This is a genomic window from Secundilactobacillus similis DSM 23365 = JCM 2765 (genome assembly GCF_001311075.1).
Taxonomy (GTDB): domain Bacteria; phylum Bacillota; class Bacilli; order Lactobacillales; family Lactobacillaceae; genus Secundilactobacillus; species Secundilactobacillus similis.
In genome coordinates this window covers 1-17,134 of record NZ_BBAD01000072.1, presented here as the reverse complement: position 1 = coordinate 17,134, position 17,134 = coordinate 1, and the positions used below count along the sequence as shown (strand labels likewise).

At 48.7% G+C, this 17,134-nt stretch carries 11 protein-coding genes and 3 pseudogenes; 10 read left to right on the top strand and 4 right to left on the bottom strand.

Going from position 1 to position 17,134, the window contains the following annotated elements; all coding sequences use genetic code 11:
• Positions 1 to 133: 133 nt before the first annotated feature.
• Together JCM2765_RS17590 and JCM2765_RS13110 are read right to left on the bottom strand one after the other, a co-directional pair.
• Positions 134 to 304 carry a hypothetical protein gene (locus tag JCM2765_RS17590; protein ID WP_162838528.1) on the bottom strand — a complete coding sequence of 57 codons (171 nt, stop codon included), beginning with the start codon at positions 302 to 304 and terminating at the stop codon, positions 134 to 136.
• A 50-nt stretch (positions 305 to 354) separates the two neighbouring features.
• Entirely contained in the window at positions 355 to 1,062 is a 708-nt protein-coding gene (locus JCM2765_RS13110) for a zinc metallopeptidase (protein WP_054737120.1), read from the bottom strand.
• 189 nt (positions 1,063 to 1,251) lie between these two features.
• Between JCM2765_RS13110 and JCM2765_RS13105 the strand changes: the two are divergent.
• Positions 1,252 to 2,627: pseudogene (locus JCM2765_RS13105) on the top strand (MFS transporter).
• A gap of 116 nt (positions 2,628 to 2,743) precedes the next feature.
• Here the strand turns inward: JCM2765_RS13105 and JCM2765_RS13100 are convergent.
• On the bottom strand, positions 2,744 to 2,965 hold the full coding sequence (locus JCM2765_RS13100) for a hypothetical protein (RefSeq protein WP_156301797.1): 222 nt from the start codon (positions 2,963 to 2,965) through the stop codon (positions 2,744 to 2,746).
• 357 nt (positions 2,966 to 3,322) lie between these two features.
• Between JCM2765_RS13100 and JCM2765_RS13095 the strand changes: the two are divergent.
• The 4 genes and pseudogenes from JCM2765_RS13095 (at position 3,323) to JCM2765_RS13080 (ending at position 6,998) form a co-directional block, all read left to right on the top strand.
• Positions 3,323 to 5,019 (top strand): annotated as a pseudogene (locus tag JCM2765_RS13095) (phosphoenolpyruvate carboxykinase).
• 808 nt (positions 5,020 to 5,827) lie between these two features.
• On the top strand, positions 5,828 to 6,058 hold the full coding sequence (locus JCM2765_RS13090) for a DUF454 family protein (RefSeq protein ID WP_156301796.1): 231 nt from the start codon (positions 5,828 to 5,830) through the stop codon (positions 6,056 to 6,058).
• A gap of 352 nt (positions 6,059 to 6,410) precedes the next feature.
• On the top strand, positions 6,411 to 6,632 hold the full coding sequence (locus tag JCM2765_RS13085) for a hypothetical protein (protein WP_054737118.1): 222 nt from the start codon (positions 6,411 to 6,413) through the stop codon (positions 6,630 to 6,632).
• A 132-nt stretch (positions 6,633 to 6,764) separates the two neighbouring features.
• Positions 6,765 to 6,998 (top strand): cytochrome b5 domain-containing protein, encoded by a 234-nt coding sequence (locus JCM2765_RS13080; protein ID WP_054737117.1) that lies wholly within the window; start codon positions 6,765 to 6,767, stop codon positions 6,996 to 6,998.
• A 64-nt stretch (positions 6,999 to 7,062) separates the two neighbouring features.
• Here JCM2765_RS13080 and JCM2765_RS13075 read toward each other — a convergent pair.
• Positions 7,063 to 8,213 (bottom strand): annotated as a pseudogene (locus JCM2765_RS13075) (DUF2252 domain-containing protein).
• A 500-nt stretch (positions 8,214 to 8,713) separates the two neighbouring features.
• Between JCM2765_RS13075 and JCM2765_RS13070 the strand changes: the two are divergent.
• The 5 genes from JCM2765_RS13070 (at position 8,714) to JCM2765_RS13050 (ending at position 16,483) form a co-directional block, all read left to right on the top strand.
• A complete protein-coding gene (locus JCM2765_RS13070; RefSeq protein ID WP_054737116.1) occupies positions 8,714 to 10,441 on the top strand; it encodes a phospho-sugar mutase in 1,728 nt (575 codons plus the stop codon).
• Positions 10,442 to 11,508: 1,067 nt separating this feature from the next.
• Positions 11,509 to 12,681: a galactokinase gene (locus JCM2765_RS13065; RefSeq protein WP_054737115.1), complete on the top strand. Its 1,173-nt coding sequence runs from the start codon at positions 11,509 to 11,511 to the stop codon at positions 12,679 to 12,681.
• Between the two features lie 195 nt (positions 12,682 to 12,876).
• On the top strand, positions 12,877 to 13,881 hold the full coding sequence (gene galE / locus JCM2765_RS13060; RefSeq protein ID WP_054737114.1) for a UDP-glucose 4-epimerase GalE: 1,005 nt from the start codon (positions 12,877 to 12,879) through the stop codon (positions 13,879 to 13,881).
• Between the two features lie 2 nt (positions 13,882 to 13,883).
• Entirely contained in the window at positions 13,884 to 15,350 is a 1,467-nt protein-coding gene (locus JCM2765_RS13055; protein ID WP_054737113.1) for a UDP-glucose--hexose-1-phosphate uridylyltransferase, read from the top strand.
• Positions 15,351 to 15,451: 101 nt separating this feature from the next.
• Positions 15,452 to 16,483 carry a LacI family DNA-binding transcriptional regulator gene (locus JCM2765_RS13050; RefSeq protein ID WP_054737112.1) on the top strand — a complete coding sequence of 344 codons (1,032 nt, stop codon included), beginning with the start codon at positions 15,452 to 15,454 and terminating at the stop codon, positions 16,481 to 16,483.
• The last annotated feature ends 651 nt before the right edge of the window (positions 16,484 to 17,134 follow it).

The following is a 17,134-nucleotide window of genomic DNA, read 5'->3' as shown; positions in this document are numbered from 1 at the left end:
TGTCAAACAGCCGACACCCAAATCGCACCCAATGCTTACGCTGGACACAAACGACAGTAAAAAAGCCCTGAGATGTAATTCTTCAGGACTTTCTTGCGTTATATTCTGGAGCCTGATCGAGTTTTGGTACGCTCTAATTGAGGCTTGTAATCTCACCATCATCAATGGCTTTTTGGATCTTCTTCGCCTCATCTAACCGGGATTCCACAATGTACTTCATCGTAATATCCTTATCAGATTCGGCTTGGTTAAACTGTTCAGTTAAAAAGTCGATTTGGTCTTTTAAATATGATACAAGGTCCATCTTCTCCACCTGCTTTTTATGCTTTAGTTCCCATTATAAGGCAATTCGAGTTAATTGTCGTCACGATTGCCGCCAAAGAGGATCAAAAGCCGTAACAATTGGAGGAAGGTTGAGAGGGCTGCAGCGACGTAGGTCAAGGCCGCTGCGGTCAACACTTTGCGCACCATTGGCACTTCTTGCGGTGTCAGTAAGCCGCCGTCACTCAAAATTGAAAGGGCCCGGCGAGAGGCGTTAAATTCAACGGGTAAGGTCACCAATTGGAACAGTAACGCAAACGAGAATAACAAAATGCCCAAGTGGATCAACGTCTGGTTCATCCCCATAAACACCCCAATCAAAATGAGTGGGAAGGAGGCGGTGGAGCCGATGTTGGCGAGGGGCACGATAGCGGATCTCAACCGCATGGGGCCGTAGTTGTTAGCGTCTTGAACGGCGTGGCCGCATTCGTGGGCAGCCACCCCGATGGCGGCTACGGAGGTTGAATTGGCCGTGGCCTGTGACAAACTTAAAATCTTAGTCTGGCCGTTGTAGTTATCGGTTAAGTTACCATCAATTTCCCGCACACCCACGTCGTTGATCAGTGACTGTTGCAGGATGTATTGGGCTGCGCTAGTCCCGGTGGCACCGCTTTGGGCGCGCACCCGGTCGTATTTGGCAAACGTACTATTCACATATGCTGACGCGGCCATCGAGAGTAGTAGGCCGATGATGACGAGGAAGTACGTGGGGTCAAATAACGCAAAAATTGGTGAGGTCATTCGCATCGCTCCGTTTCTAAAATTGGTTTGACTAATGTTGACCAACATTATAGCAAATAATACCGGTGGGTGCACGGAAATCGGTGGTAATTAACCGAAGTGTTAGGAATTCAATTCACTCGGGAGGGCTGAAAATTGCCCGGCACCTGCCAAAGTGCTATAACAAATTTGGAAGGGGCGAGAGAAAGAATGGAAACGAAGCAATTGAGTGGTCGGGCACGAACCTGGTTTGTCGCGACCCTATTAATGGGCACTTTTACGATGTCGATCAGCCAATCAGCGCTATCGACGGCTTATCCAACATTGATGCGGTACTTCAACATTTCGGCGTCAACGGTTCAGTGGTTAACGACTGGGTTCATGTTGATTATGTGCGTGATGATGCCGGTCAGTCCGTGGTTGTTGGGAAATTTAGGCTTTAAGCCACTTTTCTTGAGTGTGTTAGTGATGTTTGATGTGGGGACGCTGTTGATTATTTTAGCGCCGAATTTTCCACTGGTTTTGTTAGGCCGGGCGCTGGAAGCCATTGGCGTTGGGGTGCTATTTCCATCGTATCAAACCGTGCTGTTGGCAATCACGCCTGAGGAAAATCGGGGTAGTGTGATGGGCTTAGCCGGTTTGGTGATGGGCTCGGCGTTAGCTGTTGGCCCGATCATCTCTGGTATTGTCTTGCGTTTTACCAGCTGGCAAGGCCTATTTATCGTGTTCATGATCGTCATTACGCTGGTCGTTTTACTGGCGCTACGAACGATCATCAACGTGTTGCCAAGTACGCCATCCAAGTTGGACGGGCTATCAGTGGTTTTGCTGGTTGGGTTCGTTGGTGTGTTATACGGCATCAACGAGATCGGCAAAGCGGGCGTGAACTGGTCGATTGTTGGGACCATCAGTCTGATCAGCATTCTTGCGTTGATTTGGTTTGGGTACCGGCAACTGCATTTGTCAGAACCACTACTGGATCTGCGAGTGTTTGCGGTGCCGCAATTCAACGCCGCCGTTTGGTTGACTGGGTTGTCGTACATCGCCTTGATTGTGGTGACGATCGTCTTCCCACTCTACTACCAACTTGTGTTGGGTGTCAGTCCGTTTATCTCTGGAATGGCGCTGGTACCTGGCGCGGTGTTCTTGAGTGTGCTAAATCCCTTGACCGGGAAGTTAGCAGACCGACTGGGCTTTAAGCGCGTGCTGTTGATTGGCATGACGATGATCTTAGTCGGCTGGGGAATCTTAGTGTTAATTCCCGGTACCGTAGCACTCTGGGGCATGATGCCAATTGCCATGCTAATTGAAGGGGGCAACGCTTCGTGATGATGCCAGCGGTGACGCTGGGCGCGGATGCCTTACCGAAACAACAGTTGTCTCACGGGACAGCGGTGATCACTACGATGCGGCAACTGTTGGGGTCAACCGGCGTTGCCGTGGCCACGTTACTGTTATCGTTGCATGGTGGGACCGCTAGTTTGGCGGGGTTCCACTTGGTATTTATCGTGTTCTTTGTCTTAGAGCTGATTGGATTAGGGTTAGCGTTGAGTTTGAAGGAACATCGAGTGGCGATGGCGGCTTGATAGATTAATTCTTGGACAATCAAAAAGACAACCTGATCTGCGTTTAGCAGGCGGTTGTCTTTTTTATGTAAGCTCATCATAATAGCTCTAATGACATATAAATGGCTGACTGATGCCTAGCGCGTCAGGCCCGCCCGAATCTCTTCAAGCACCGCAGTAGTCGGCTGCCAGTGGCGGTCCTTAATGTTTTTTTGCACCATGATCACCATGGCAACGACGAATTGGTTGGCGTTGGCGAACGTCACATTATTGATCTGCCAGTGCACGTAATCGATCGTCACTTGGCCCAAAACCCGAATGACGATCACGTGTGACTGGCCACTTAAACGTTCTACCATGTCAATGTATCGGTTAGTTTTCCGTCTTAGTCCAAGCAACGCAACCACATCCCCTCTTTTTCTAAAATTATACGCCAGTTAGTTTGGGGGTGCGAAAGATTATTTTGTTATGCAAGAAAAATGATAGTTCTCTCATAAAGAAATCTTTACTGGGGATTTTAAAACATGTAACCGCTATAAAGGTGATGAAACCGCGATGTATAGCTTGCTTGGATTTGGACTTTTTATGAAAACAAGTCACCACTGGTATCAGGAATATTTTATTATAATCTCATTTTTAGTTTTCGTTCGGGTTTAAATAGGCTACAATAGGAATAAGGCAATTTGAAAAGACCTTGGAAGGAGAATTACGACCTTATGACTGAGTCAAGCAAAGTTGAAACGGCTGCGTTATATATGAATCCAGCCAGAGATGTTGCAGTTTTAAACTACAGCAACAAGTACATCTCCGACATCTTTACTTTAATTAACAGTAAAGAACTCGCCGAAGTTGTTCGTTTATTTTTAGAGCATAGAAGACATGATGAGGAAAGTACCAAGAATTACTTCGAGGATACCGACCCTAAAACCTATTTGGATACCATCCGTGCGGTATTGTTAAACCGCGACGATGCATTTGATAAATACAACCGTGAAGAAATCCTCGACAGTATTGAAGAACTTTACTCTTACTACCGTTCATACCTTCGAATCGGTGTGTTGAACGTTCATGGTAGCGACGCAACGACCAACACCTTTATGCAGATGGATAACCAATTTAATGAATTGGTGATCAAAACTTACCGGACGATTGAAGAGAAACTCCAAGGCTCTCGCAACAAAACCTATCGTCAAGTGAGTGCTGGGACATCTGCTTGCGTCTTGACTCAATCACATGATTGGCCAATTCCAAGTGGTTACGAAGCATTGAAGCCAATTCGCTTCTTAGATACCTTGATGCTACGGCCACCAATGATGATGACGACCCCAAGTAACAAGCGGGAAGGGACCTTTACGGCGGTTCCTGATAACCCAATCAACAAGTTCCATGGCTCACAGAGCGAATGGTACTGTTTCCCAGCTAAGATCGGTGAAAGTTTAGCTTACATCTACTTCCACCGCGATTACTTCGTTAGTGGGATCTCACTTGCTAACTTGTTTGAAGTTGCCGATGCCAAGGACGTTGCTGGCCACAAGCCAGACTTGATCTTGCTCTTCGGGCTTCAAGAAACTGAAGGCGGCGTGAGCCACTACTACCACGATACCGAAAACGATATCTGGGTTGGTGAAGTGCCATACAACGATAAGACCACTTACTTCGGTTACATGAAGAAGATGTGCTTGACGTTACACAACTTACACATGATCTACGAGAACCGCTTACCAATCCATGGTTCAATGGTTCGGATCAAGTTCTCAAACGGCAAGAACAAGAACGTGGTCTTCTTCGGTGATTCAGGTGCCGGGAAGTCCGAATCTTTGGAAGCCTTGCAAGAAATTGCGGACGATAAGATTTTGAGTCTTGAAACCATCTTTGATGATATGGGGAGCTTCACCTTAACGGATGACGATCTCTATGCGCAAGGGACTGAAATTGGGGCCTTCGTGCGGTTGGATGACTTAAGTTCTGCCGTGGCCTTCAACAACATGGACCGTGGGGTTTACTTGAACCCTGACCGGAAGAACGCCCGGGTTATCATTCCAGCTGATTCTTACCGTCGCGTGATTGCGCACCACGGCATCGACATGTGGGTCTACGCAAACAACTATGATAAAGAAATTGGGATCCACCAATTTGATAACAAAGACGAAGCAAAGGCAACCTTCATCGAAGGCAAGCGATTTGCTTTGGGCACGACTGATGAAGTCGGCATGAGCACCACCTTCTTCGCTAACCCATTCGGGCCAGTGCAAGAAGAAGAAAAGACCCGTCCAATCATCGACAAAGTCTTCGATCGTTTATTCGACCAAGCGTCTACGTCGGTGAAGTCTACACCCACTTGGGTACGGACAAGTCGAAGGACAGTTTGAATGAGTCAGCACAAGAGTTGTTGGATGTGTTGATGAACTCGTAGAGAGCGGAACAAAACGCTTTGAGACTGGAGCACAAGCCCCTCTCACCATAATCCCGGTTTTGGGGATTGTGGTGAGAGGGGCTTGTGTGCAAGTCTCAGTTTTGCGGAGCTCGTTTCGGCGCAGGCTAATGAATGTGGTAACGTCAGCAAGCTTCACAATAGTACCGATTAACACAAATTAAAGTCTAAATGGCGCCGAAAACAAAGTAACAGCAATGAGCGTCGCCAGTACCACTCTGATGTAGCAAATTACCCCGGTTTTTGGGGTTTGTGGCCGGAGTGCCTTATGTGCAAGTCTCTGCTTTGTGGAACGCGTTTAGTCTCGAGGACATGAACGTGGTTGAGTAATATCAGCCACAAAGAAAACCACAATATAAGGCGTCCCCGATAGACTGGCTGGTTTTTGGCCAGTCTATCGGGGACGCCCTTATATGCAACTCTCAGTTTTGTGGAGCTCATTTCGTCGCAGGCTAATAAATGTGGTAACGTCAGCAGGCTTCGCCGGATTAACGATTAGCGCAAACTAAAGCTTAAATGGCGCCGAAAACAAAGTAATAGCAATGAGCGTCGCCAGTACCACGCTGATGTAAAAAAGCACTCTGGTTTTTGCGCTTTATGGCAGAAACGCTGCACCCACGCTAAAACTAAGAAATGGACAAGTTGACTCAATGCCAACTTGTCCATTTCTTTTGTTTCTTATACCACATAACCGATACATTAAGAGAATCTAAACATCACTCAAATACCTTGCCCCAAATCCCCAAACCAACTATACTAGTCCAAAATCAAACGAAAAGGGTGGTTGCCCGTGCAAACATTGTTCATGAAAATTATCTGGTCGTTCCTGACCGTTGCTGGGTTTGTGGGTGCCATCATTGGCGCGTTGTTGCCAGTTATTCCAGGAATTCCGTTCTTGATCTTGGCGATTTATAGTTTGAAGAAGTTGTCGCCATCATTCCATCGCTGGTTGAGTAATACGCGGTTAGCGAAGTGGTTGCAGGAACGGCAGCCGAAGTTGGCGAAGTGGTTGGTGGGGTAGTTGGAGACGGTTATTTAGTCTTAACATGTTCGTTCACGACTATTGCGTAGCCTAAACGTGTTTCGAGAGAACGCTGCTTTCCTTAGGATTGGGCCTGTTCTGCTCGTTACTTTTATCTAGCCTAAACGTGTTCCGAGAGGCAGGGACTTGCACCTAAGGGACTTCCACCACAATCCCCAAAAACCGGGGATTCTGGCGGAAGTCCCTTAGGCTCCAGTCCCTAAACGCCTCTCTCCACACTCTCTCCAAAAAATAAATGCATATTCAGTGCAAATCCCCTTCATCTCAGGTACGCTATAGCAGTCAACGTGGTTAAGTACACCTGACATTACCATTAGAGGGGGCAACAACATTGAAGGCACAACAATTAGGACTCGTCATTGCTGGCGCCGCAGTGATTATCGGCTTGGGCATTCTCCAACCGAAGACAGCGGCTGCTTACCAGTGGCACGACACAGCCAACCAACCGACGACTGAAAAGAACGCAGCTTACTATGGATCACGCAATGGTCAACATCAAGTAACCTTGAAGCAAGGCGATTCTGTTAAACAAATGACGGCTGGGACACGCTAATTAATTAAGAAACGGGGGAAGTGACCCTCGTTTTTATTTTGCTTAAATTCTGGTAAAGGCAGAGTTTATTATTTCATTTATCAGTCAATAAATGTTAAACTGAATTAACAACTTGAAAGGATGCGGTTAAACATGGCACAGACATTTACTAAAGAAGAATTGAAACAATACGATGGACAAGATGGGCGTAAAGCTTACGTGGCTATCGATGGAACGGTTTATGATTTAACGGATGTTCCAGCTTGGCAGGGTGGCAAACACCACGGCCAAATGGCAGGGAACGACCTTTCTGAAGTGATCAAGAAGGCCCCGCATCAAAAGAGCGTTTTAGCAAAGTTGCCAGTTGTTGGCACGTTAACTGACTAATAAATAATAAAGGTTGTCGTCATATCATCGCGTAGATGATATGACGGCAACCTTTTTTTGACAACTATAATCGATATTCCTGAAATGACTGATAATCGGCCGCAACCTGTGTGACGTATGACTGCGACCATTTGGCAACGGCTTGGTCAAATCGGTCAGAGTGGCCAACGTAACCGAGGATCAACCCAGCCGTTGGACTTTGGGCGTGCCCAATGCCTAAGACCCACGCACAAGTTTTAGCGTAGGCTTCAAACTGGTCCCAATCAAGTTCAGCAAGGTCAACAGATGCCTTCATGTCCCGGAATTGGCGAACGTAGAAACTCTTCGTAGGCGTTGCGAAGTAGCGAGGAATGGATCAGAAGCTGACTGCAGAATTTTTTGGCAGTTAACGATCCGCTTACCTTCGTTTTGTTCGAACTGGGCGTCTTCTTCGGGGAGTTGCTCAGCGAGCTGTCGGGTGGGTAAGGCTTCCTTGATTTGAAGCACGAGGTGGCTATCGTCGAAACTGGTAAGCAACACTAAGTAGCAAAGCGAGCCAAAGCTGCCAACGCCAACGCTATGCCGAACGATGTCGGTGATTTCAAACTGCGATAGCAACAGATTGACGTCAGGCTGCAAGGTCTGGCGGTACTTGGAAAGGTAGCGTTGTAAATGCTTGGTGACGTTATCGTTCACGTGACGGGTTCTGGGCGCATTTTCCTTAAAACGACAGTTACCGTCGTCATCCGTTTCGGTAAACTTGCGAACCACCTGTTCGGAATCACGCTTGCCAGCCTTGTTCAGTAACTTTTGAAGCTTTTCAGAGTGCAGACTCTTGGCTGGAATCGTAGCCAGCACGGTTTCAACGTTGTTTACGGGGTAGAAGCGGTTTAACGTGGTTCGTTCAAACATGGCACGTAAACTTTCGCGGTAAGTAGCACCCAGTTCTGGTAAGAGGGCGGTTAATTTCTCCGAGTCGAATTGGGACTCCTGACCGGCTAATAAGGTGCTGACCGTCAACCGTTTCACGTCCCATTCAAAGGGGTTGATGCCCGTTTCATCGAAATCGTTCAGGTCAAATAACAGGTGGCGTTCGGGCGAGCCGAAGAAGCCGAAGTTACCAATGTGGGCGTCACCACAGATGACCGCGTGGATCGGTGAATTAGGTTGCCGGATGAGGTCATATTCCATTAATTCGGCGGTGCCTCGGAAGAAGGAGAAGATGGATTGGCTCATCCGTTGCGTGCGTTCAGGCAACAGTTCCGGAATTAAAATTGAGCGCACCTGATCCATCAAGTAATTAGGATCCCGGTCGATTGGCGTAAACGTGCCAAGGTCGTCAAAGGAGAAGGCGTCACGAAGCTGCTTGCCCATCTTCTTTTGCTTTTTTAGCGGTTGGGTCACAACCAGCTGACTCAGATCAAAGGGTTTAACCGACATGTTAAAGACTCCTTAAGATAATTGATTACCCTCAGTGTACCGTTTTTGAAGGGCGTTCGCTAGGGGCGGCAACGGGGCAACGATTCACAAGGTGCTTCGTGAGTTGAAAACGGGCGGTAGATAAGTCCTGCAAGCAATAAATGAGGTGTGTTATCGCCCGAGTTCATCTGATTTCATAGAATTTTTGATGAAACATTTAGTAAAAATTTTACCATTTAATTTGAACTTGCGTTATACTGAAAACGGAATCATACTGAATGAATAACACTTTAACTGAATTAAGAGGAGTGCAATCAATGACCTGGAAAGATAACTATCAAGTATGGAAAGATTATAAGGATTTAAACCCGCAGATTGCGGCTGAATTAGCTGAAATGGCTGGCGATGACGCCGCCTTAGAAAACGCCTTTACGAAACCAATGGCCTTTGGGACCGCCGGCATGCGCGGTTTGATTGGCCCCGGGATCGGTCAAATGAACCTGTACACTGTCGGTTCAGCTACGGAAGGCTTAGCCCGCTTTATGGACACCTTATCCGATGACGACAAGCAACGTGGGGTAGCAATCAGCTTTGACTCCCGTTACCAATCACGGGAATTTGCCCACCATGCCGCCCAAGTTTTGGGTGCTCACAACATTCCAAGCTACGTGTTCGATGATATTCGGCCAACGCCAGAACTGTCATTCGCTGTTCGGCATTTACACACCTACGCCGGCATCATGATCACGGCTAGTCATAACCCTAAGCAGTACAACGGCTTTAAGATCTACGGTCCAGACGGCGGTCAAATGCCACCCGTTGCTGCAGATCAAATCACCGGTTACGTCCGCTCAATCGACAACTTATTTACGGTTGCCACGGTGGCTGAACCGAAATTGCGGCAAAAAGGCCTCCTCCACATCGTTGGTGAAGACTTGGACGAAGACTACTTGGCCGGCGTTAAGGCCGTTTCAGTTAATCCAAAGTTGATTGACGAAGTCGGCAAGGACATGAAGTTGATCTACACACCACTTCACGGGACTGGCCGGGTCATCGGCTACCGCGCCTTGAAGGATGCCGGTTACGCTAACTTCACCATGGTGAAAGAACAAGCCATCGCCGACCCTGAATTTCCAACGGTTGAACACCCGAACCCAGAATTCCCAGAAGCTTTCAACATGGCCATCAAGTTGGGCAAGGAACAGGGCGCTGATTTATTAGTCGCTACCGACCCTGACGCTGACCGGTTGGGCGCTGCCGTGCGGATGCCAAACGGTGACTATACGCTGATGACCGGGAACCAAATCGCTTCAGTGCTGTTGAACTACATCTTAAAAGCCAAGCAAGACGCCAACCAATTACCAGCTGACGGCTTGGTTGTGAAGTCGATCGTCTCAACCGAATTGGCAACGAAAATCGCCGAACACTACGGCGTCCAAATGAACAACGTATTGACCGGGTTCAAATACATTGCCGAACAAATCAAACTCGCCGAAGAAAACCACGAACACACCTTCCTGTTCGGCTTTGAAGAAAGCTTTGGCTACCTGATCAACCCATTCGTGCGTGATAAGGATGCCATTCAATCAACCATTTTGTTGGCAGAAGTTGCGGCCGATTACAAGCAACAAGGTTTGACCCTGTACGATGGGATTCAACAATTGTACAAGGAATACGGCTACTTCAAAGAAAAGACCACGGCCAAGGAATTTGGCGGCGTTGATGGCGCTGAAAAGATGGCAGCCATCATGAAGAGTCTCCGCGACAACCGCCCAACGGCCTTCGCTGGTGTCCAAGTTGAAACCGTTGATGATTACCAAACCCAAACGGCCACCCATGCGGATGGCACCACTGAAAAACTGACGTTGCCAGAATCAAACGTCTTAAAATACTGGTTGGCAGACGGCACCTGGATCGCCGTTCGCCCTTCTGGTACCGAACCAAAGATCAAGTTCTACATCGGCACCAACGCCGATACCGAAGCCGCTGCTACTCAAAAGTTAACGGACTTCGAACAAGCCTTGAACGACTGGGTTCAAGACTAACTGAATCCCGAAAAGCCGACTGCGATTGTGGTCGGCTTTTTGTTTACGTTTGTGTCTGGCGTAAGCATCTTTAGTTTGTGAAGTTCAGTGATTCTGGTTTTGTATAGTGGAAAGATGCCGCGGGAGGCTCCGGCGCTTTGCGGGGACTGGAACGCAGTGGCCAGATAGGCTTCCAAGCTTCGCTGGGTCGCGGGCCTACGAGCTAGGAATGGCTGAGGACCGCCATGCCGGATCTCTCCGGACCCGCGTATGACTAAGGCCCTCGCACCCCAAACCCCACGGGGCACGATTGCCTAAGTCATACCGACACTGCTGAGCCCCGCGCGCCTCCGCCTCCCGCTACATGGTGCGGTGTCGGTAACAGAACGACTGACTATCATATTCTGAAGTTGCCAGAACTGCGTGAGGGCAATGTTAGATGCTAACCCAACCACGTAAAAAACGATTGTGGTCAATGTTCAGCAACCACAATGTATCAACGATTGCGTGATGCTAAATCTGTCAGTTATGCATCGCGTTTGCGTGGACTTAATGCAATTACGTTGATACTCAGACATTCGTTATGATTCTGAAACGTTGACTGATTGCTGATTGATTCTGTCGTTTGTCGAATCAACGTTAGTCGTTGTAATACTGCCGTGAATCGTACAGTTAAGCGTTTGAGATGATCTGCAATAGTGCCAAATTGTGCAACGTAAGATGAAGGTAAGCGGCTAGGTGTATGCTGTGTCGCGATAATTGGCGGTTGTTGGTGTTTTTTCCAACAACCGCCAATTATCGGGGACGAATTCAAGACTCGCACGGGTTTTGGTGAGGTTTGAATTCGAGGTCTGAGACCGCTCTTCGGCTCAGACCGGCCCCACAGCAGGAACCTAGCCGCTTACCGGAATCGTAAGTCCACGCAAATCACCGCACTTCACAAACTGAACGGAAGAATGCTTACGCTAGACATAAGCGTAAGTCAACACAGCTATGTAACCGATTACAAAACAAGGTTGACACCGACGGAATTTTGCCGTATCCTAGCTTTAGTAAAAGTTTTAGTAAAAAACGGAGGCGCGGATAAAATGAACTATCAAAGTTTAATGGACGAATTCAACGCAGCATTTGGTTACAAGGGTGACCGGGTCTACTTCTCACCAGGTCGGATCAACTTGATCGGTGAACATACGGATTACAATGGTGGGAACGTGTTCCCATGTGCCATCAGTATGGGGACTTACGGCGTGTATGCCGCCCGTGAAGACGGCAAGGTCCGCGCTTACTCTGCTAACTTGGCTGATAAGGGTATCTTGGAATTTTCAATCGACAACTTGGACTACGATGCTAACGATTCTTGGGCCAAGTTCGTTCGTGGCGTGATGTACGAAATGGCTAAGCAAGGCCACACCGTGGATCACGGGTTTGACTTATTCGTTCATGGTGATTTACCAGATGCTTCTGGCTTATCATCATCAGCGTCAATCGAATTATTGATTGGTAACATCTTAAACGCTGAATTTAACTGGGGCGTTGATCAGTTGACCTTGGTTAAGAACGGGCAAGCCGTTGAAAACGACTACTTGGGCTTGAACACCGGGATCATGGATCAGTTCGCAATCGGCATGGGCAAGAAGGATCACGCCGTGTTGCTTGATACGAACACGTTGAAATACGAATACGTGCCCGTTGAACTTGACGATAACGTGGTGGTCATCATGAACACCAACAAGCGTCGGGAATTGACGGATTCGAAGTACAACGAACGTCGGGCCGAATGTGAAGAAGCCTTGGCACGCATCCAAAAGGGTGGCGTTGACGTGAAGACCTTGGGTGACTTGTCTCAAGAAGACTTCGATAAGGCTGCTTACCTCGTTAACGATGGCACCTTGATCAAACGTGCTCGTCACGCGGTCATTGAAAACCAACGGACGTTGCGCGCCAAGAAGGCGTTGACGGAAGGCAAGCTGGATGAATTCGGCAAATTAGTTAACGCTTCTCACGAATCACTGCACTTCGACTACGAAGTCACTGGTAAGGAACTGGATACCTTAGCTGAAACGGCTTGGGCGCAACCAGGGGTCTTAGGTGCCCGGATGACCGGTGCCGGTTTCGGTGGCTGTGCCATTGCCATCGTCAACAAGGCCAACGTCGACGACTTCATTAAGAACGTCGGTGACGTCTACAAGAAGGAAATCGGCTATGAAGCCAGCTTCTACGTGGCCAACATTGCTGACGGCCCTAAGGAATTGAAAGCTTAGTCACCCTCAGTTGTCGGTGATCGCCAGCCACGAATAGGCGGTGGAAAACGATGATCAGACACTGTCATGACCACTTGAAAAACGCAACGCAACCTAACTTGCGGCGCGTTTTTCTTTAGGCGAGGCTATTCAAGTAATTTAAAATGCACTAAACTTAATATTGGTATGAAGAGAATTTTTAGGAGGTAATGATTGATGACAGTTGTTGTTTTAGGCGGGGCGGGCTACATTGGTTCCCACACAGTTGATCGGTTAGTTGAAAAGGGTTATGACGTGGCAGTGATCGATAATTTGATCACGGGTCACCGCGCTTCAGTAAATCCTAAGGCACGTTTTTACCAAGGGGACATTCGCGACCGCGCGTTCTTAGACGAAGTATTTGGCAAGGAAGAAAACATTGAAGGGATTATTCACTTCGCTGCGTTCTCCATTGTGCCAGAATCGATGAGTAATCCATTGAAATACTTCGACAACAACACCGGTGGCATGATCACCCTGTTGAAGGCCATGAAGGACCACGACATCAAGCGGATCATCTTTAGTTCAACCGCTGCCACTTACGGCGAACCAAAGCAGATTCCAATTAAGGAAACTGATCCTCAGATTCCAACCAACCCATACGGTGAAAGTAAGTTGGCCATGGAAAAGATCATGCACTGGTCCGACGTCGCTTACGGCATCAAGTTTGTCGCCTTACGTTACTTCAACGTTGCCGGTGCTAAGGCCGATGGTTCGATCGGTGAAGATCACCACCCAGAAACCCACTTGATTCCAATCATCTTGCAGGTTGCTGCTGGCGAACGTGACGGCTTGAAGATCTTCGGGACCGACTACCCAACTAAGGATGGGACTAACGTGCGTGATTACGTCCACGTTGTCGATTTGGCGGATGCTCACATCTTAGCCTTTGAATACCTGAAGAAGGGCAACGATTCAAACGCCTTCAACTTGGGGTCTTCAACCGGCTTCTCCAACAAGGAAATCTTGGAAGCTGCCCGTGAAGCAACTGGCCAACCAATCCCTGCTGAAGATGCCCCACGGCGCGCAGGTGATCCAAGTACCTTGATCGCCGCTAGTGATAAGGCCCGTGAAGTCTTAGGCTGGAAGCCACAGTACGATGACGTCAAGGAAATCATCAAGACGGCTTGGAACTGGAAGCAAACCCATCCAAAGGGTTACAACGATCGGGGGGAAGCCTAAGTATGAGTAACACAGTTAAGGCTTTCGTCGACGCGATTATCGCGTCTGGCACTTACGAACCATTAGATCGCATCTACGTCACCAACAAAGTCCTAGGCCTAGTTGGCGATGGTGACGCAGTGGCTGCCAAGAGCGACGAACTCTTAGACGTTGTGGACGCGTTGCTCGAAACGGCCGTGAAAAACGGTAAGATTGAGGACGGCCAGTCTGACAAGGATATCTTGGAAGCCCAGTTGACGGATTTAATGACGCCAACGCCCGCCAAGGTCAACCAACAATTTTGGAATCAATATAACGACTCACCAGAAGCAGCGACGAACTACTTCTATGATTTGAGCCGGAAAAACGACTACATTAAAACTCGGGCGATCGCCAAAAACATCGGCTTTGATACCCCAACCGACTTCGGTGATTTGGAAATTACCATCAACTTATCGAAGCCCGAAAAGGATCCCAAAGCCATTGCGGCAGCCCGGAACCAAAAGGCGAACACGTATCCGTTAAGCCAGTTGGCGATTGAAAACGAAGGCTACTTGGGTCGCTTAGGCTACCCAGCCCGTTCCAATCACCGGGTGATCCGGATGACCCTTGGTGGTGAACCTTGGGGCTTCCAGTACTCGCCATACGCTTACTTTAGCGAACACGCCATCTTCTTGTTGCAAGCGCACCGGCCAATGGTGATCAACCAACACACCTTCAGTAACTTACTGGAGATCGTGCGGACCTTCCCACACTACTTTGTCGGCAGTAACGCTGATTTACCAATCGTCGGTGGGTCAATGCTGGCGCAAGACCACTATCAAGGTGGCCGGCACCAGTTCCCAATGATGAAGGCGCCAATCGACCGCGAAGTCAGCTTACCAGATGGTTTTGACGACGTAACCGCTGGCGTCGTGAAGTGGCCAATGTCAACGATTCGGTTGACCAGTCAGACACCGGAATCGTTGATCAACGCCGCAACCTTGATTGCCAACAACTGGCAGGGTTACGATGACGAAAGCGTGGACGTTCGCGCCTACACTAACGGCGAACGCCACCACACCGTCACGCCAATTGCCTACCGCAAGGGTGACGACTTCGTCTTGGACGTTGTATTACGGGATAACCAAACGTCTGAACAGTATCCTGACGGCATTTTCCATCCCCATCAGGATGTGCAACACATCAAGAAGGAAAACATTGGCTTGATTGAAGTCATGGGCCGGGCCATTTTACCCGCTCGGTTGCTGACTGAGATGCAGGATGTTAAAAAATACGTCCTGGATCAACCAAACGAAATGGCTGATTACCACAAAGCATGGGCGGATGAATTAAAGGCCAACAACACCTTTACGGAAGCCAACGCAGAAGGTATCATTAATCAAGCCATCGGGACCGTCTTTGCACGGGTCTTACAGGATGCCGGCGTCTTCAAGCGCAACGCTGAAGGCCAAGCCGCATTCGACAAGTTTATTGCACAACTTGGTTAGTTAAGCATTCAACCACGTCAACAAGATCCGGACGGTGATTCGCAGTGTGAATCGACGTTCGGATTGACGTGTTTTTAGACAAATTAATTGGGGAGGGAGGGTTGTCCTATGAAACAACGTTAAAGGATATTGCGCAAAAGGCAGGGGTCTCACTATCGACGGTGTCGCGGGTCTTGAACTACGACACCACGTTATCGGTCAGCGATGATACCCGGCAACGGATCTTTGAAGTTGCCGAAGAATTGAACTACACGAAGTCCAAACGAGTACCAAAGTCACCGGATACGTACCGGTTGGCGGTGGTCCAGTGGTACTCCGAAACTAAGGAACTGGATGACCTGTACTACATGGCGATTCGAATGGGGATCGAAAAGCGCAGTCAGGAACTCCAGATTCAAACCACACCGGTTTTCCAAAACCAGGTGTCAGAAATTGGCAAGGACGTTGACGGCATTATCGCAGTTGGCAAATACAGTGAGGATCAAGTCCAAGAACTGAGCAGCTTGACCAACAACTTGATTTTCGTCGACTGGAGCGGTATCGAACAGGGCTTTGACAGCGTCGTGACCGAGTTTAAGCCGCCCGTTCGCCAAGTGGTGGACTACCTGTTGAAGCAAAGTGATCAAGTGGGGATTATTTACGGTTCCGAGTACACCACCGACCACAAGTTGAAGATTCAAGATCCACGGTTCAGAGCGTTTAAGCGCGTGATGACCGAACGCGGGAAGTATGATGATCATTTGGCCTTCCAAGGCAACTACACGAACCAGTCCGGCTACGACGTCATGAAGCAGGTGATTGCAGACCTGGGCGACGATTTGCCACACGCCTTCTTCGTCAGCAACGACCCCATGGCCATTGGCGCCCTGAAAGCGCTGGGAGAGGCCAACATCGCCGTCCCAGAACGGGTCAGCCTGTTTAGCTTCAACGACACGTCGGTTGCCAAATACGTCTATCCAGAACTCAGCGCCGTCCACGTCGATACCGAACAAATGGGCGTCAGCGCGGTCAACATGATGCAACGGCGACTGGAAAGCGGCCGTGACGTGCCGCTGAAAATCGTCGTTGGTACCAAGCTGATGGTCCGCAAGAGTACGCGACCAGTGACGGATGATGACGTTGCTGATGACTGAGTTGGTTATCGCATTTACGCTATTGATATGATGATGAAAGCATCTAGCACGTTGTGGCTGGGTGCTTTTTTGTTTACGTTTGTGTCCAGCGTAAGCATTCTTCTGTTCAGTTTGTGAAGTTCAGTGATTTGCGTGGACTGGCGATTCCGGTAGGCGACCAGGTTCCTGCTGTGGGGCCGGCCTGAGCCGAAGGGCGGTCTCAGACCTCGAAGTTAAGCCTCGCCAAAACCCACGCGAGTCTTAACTTCGTCCCCGATAATTGGCGGTTGTTGGAAGAACCCCACCAACCACCAATTATCGCGACACAGCATCCACCTAGTCGCCTACCTGCATATCACATTGCGCAATTTGGCGCTATTGCAGATCATCTCAAGTGCTTAACTGAACGGCTTGCGACAGTATCACAATGACTGACGTTGCGTCGACAAACGCTAAAGTTGATTAACAGTCGATGTCTCGTCATCGTGGCGGACAAGACGTCAATCTATTCTGAACGTTGACTTAATGTGCTTGAATGGACTGTGCCACAATGCTGTAACGTTATCATTTAACGTTTACTGAGATGTTATCAATTGTCAGCGTGTGACAGTTTGGCCCTTCATGATAAATTTTCGGGAGTGCGGTCTTGCTGCCGAAAACCCGCAAACAAGA

What these genes read in the sequence shown, in the direction of transcription:
- JCM2765_RS17590 (WP_162838528.1), bottom strand. Translation starts at nt 304, where the DNA reads ATGGACCTTGTATCATATTTAAAAGACCAAATCGACTTTTTAACTGAA.
- JCM2765_RS13110 (WP_054737120.1), bottom strand. Translation starts at nt 1,062, where the DNA reads ATGACCTCACCAATTTTTGCGTTATTTGACCCCACGTACTTCCTCGTC.
- JCM2765_RS13100 (WP_156301797.1), bottom strand. Translation starts at nt 2,965, where the DNA reads ATGGTAGAACGTTTAAGTGGCCAGTCACACGTGATCGTCATTCGGGTT.
- JCM2765_RS13080 (WP_054737117.1), top strand. Translation starts at nt 6,765, where the DNA reads ATGGCACAGACATTTACTAAAGAAGAATTGAAACAATACGATGGACAA.
- JCM2765_RS13070 (WP_054737116.1), top strand. Translation starts at nt 8,714, where the DNA reads ATGACCTGGAAAGATAACTATCAAGTATGGAAAGATTATAAGGATTTA.
- JCM2765_RS13065 (WP_054737115.1), top strand. Translation starts at nt 11,509, where the DNA reads ATGAACTATCAAAGTTTAATGGACGAATTCAACGCAGCATTTGGTTAC.
- galE (WP_054737114.1), top strand. Translation starts at nt 12,877, where the DNA reads ATGACAGTTGTTGTTTTAGGCGGGGCGGGCTACATTGGTTCCCACACA.
- JCM2765_RS13055 (WP_054737113.1), top strand. Translation starts at nt 13,884, where the DNA reads ATGAGTAACACAGTTAAGGCTTTCGTCGACGCGATTATCGCGTCTGGC.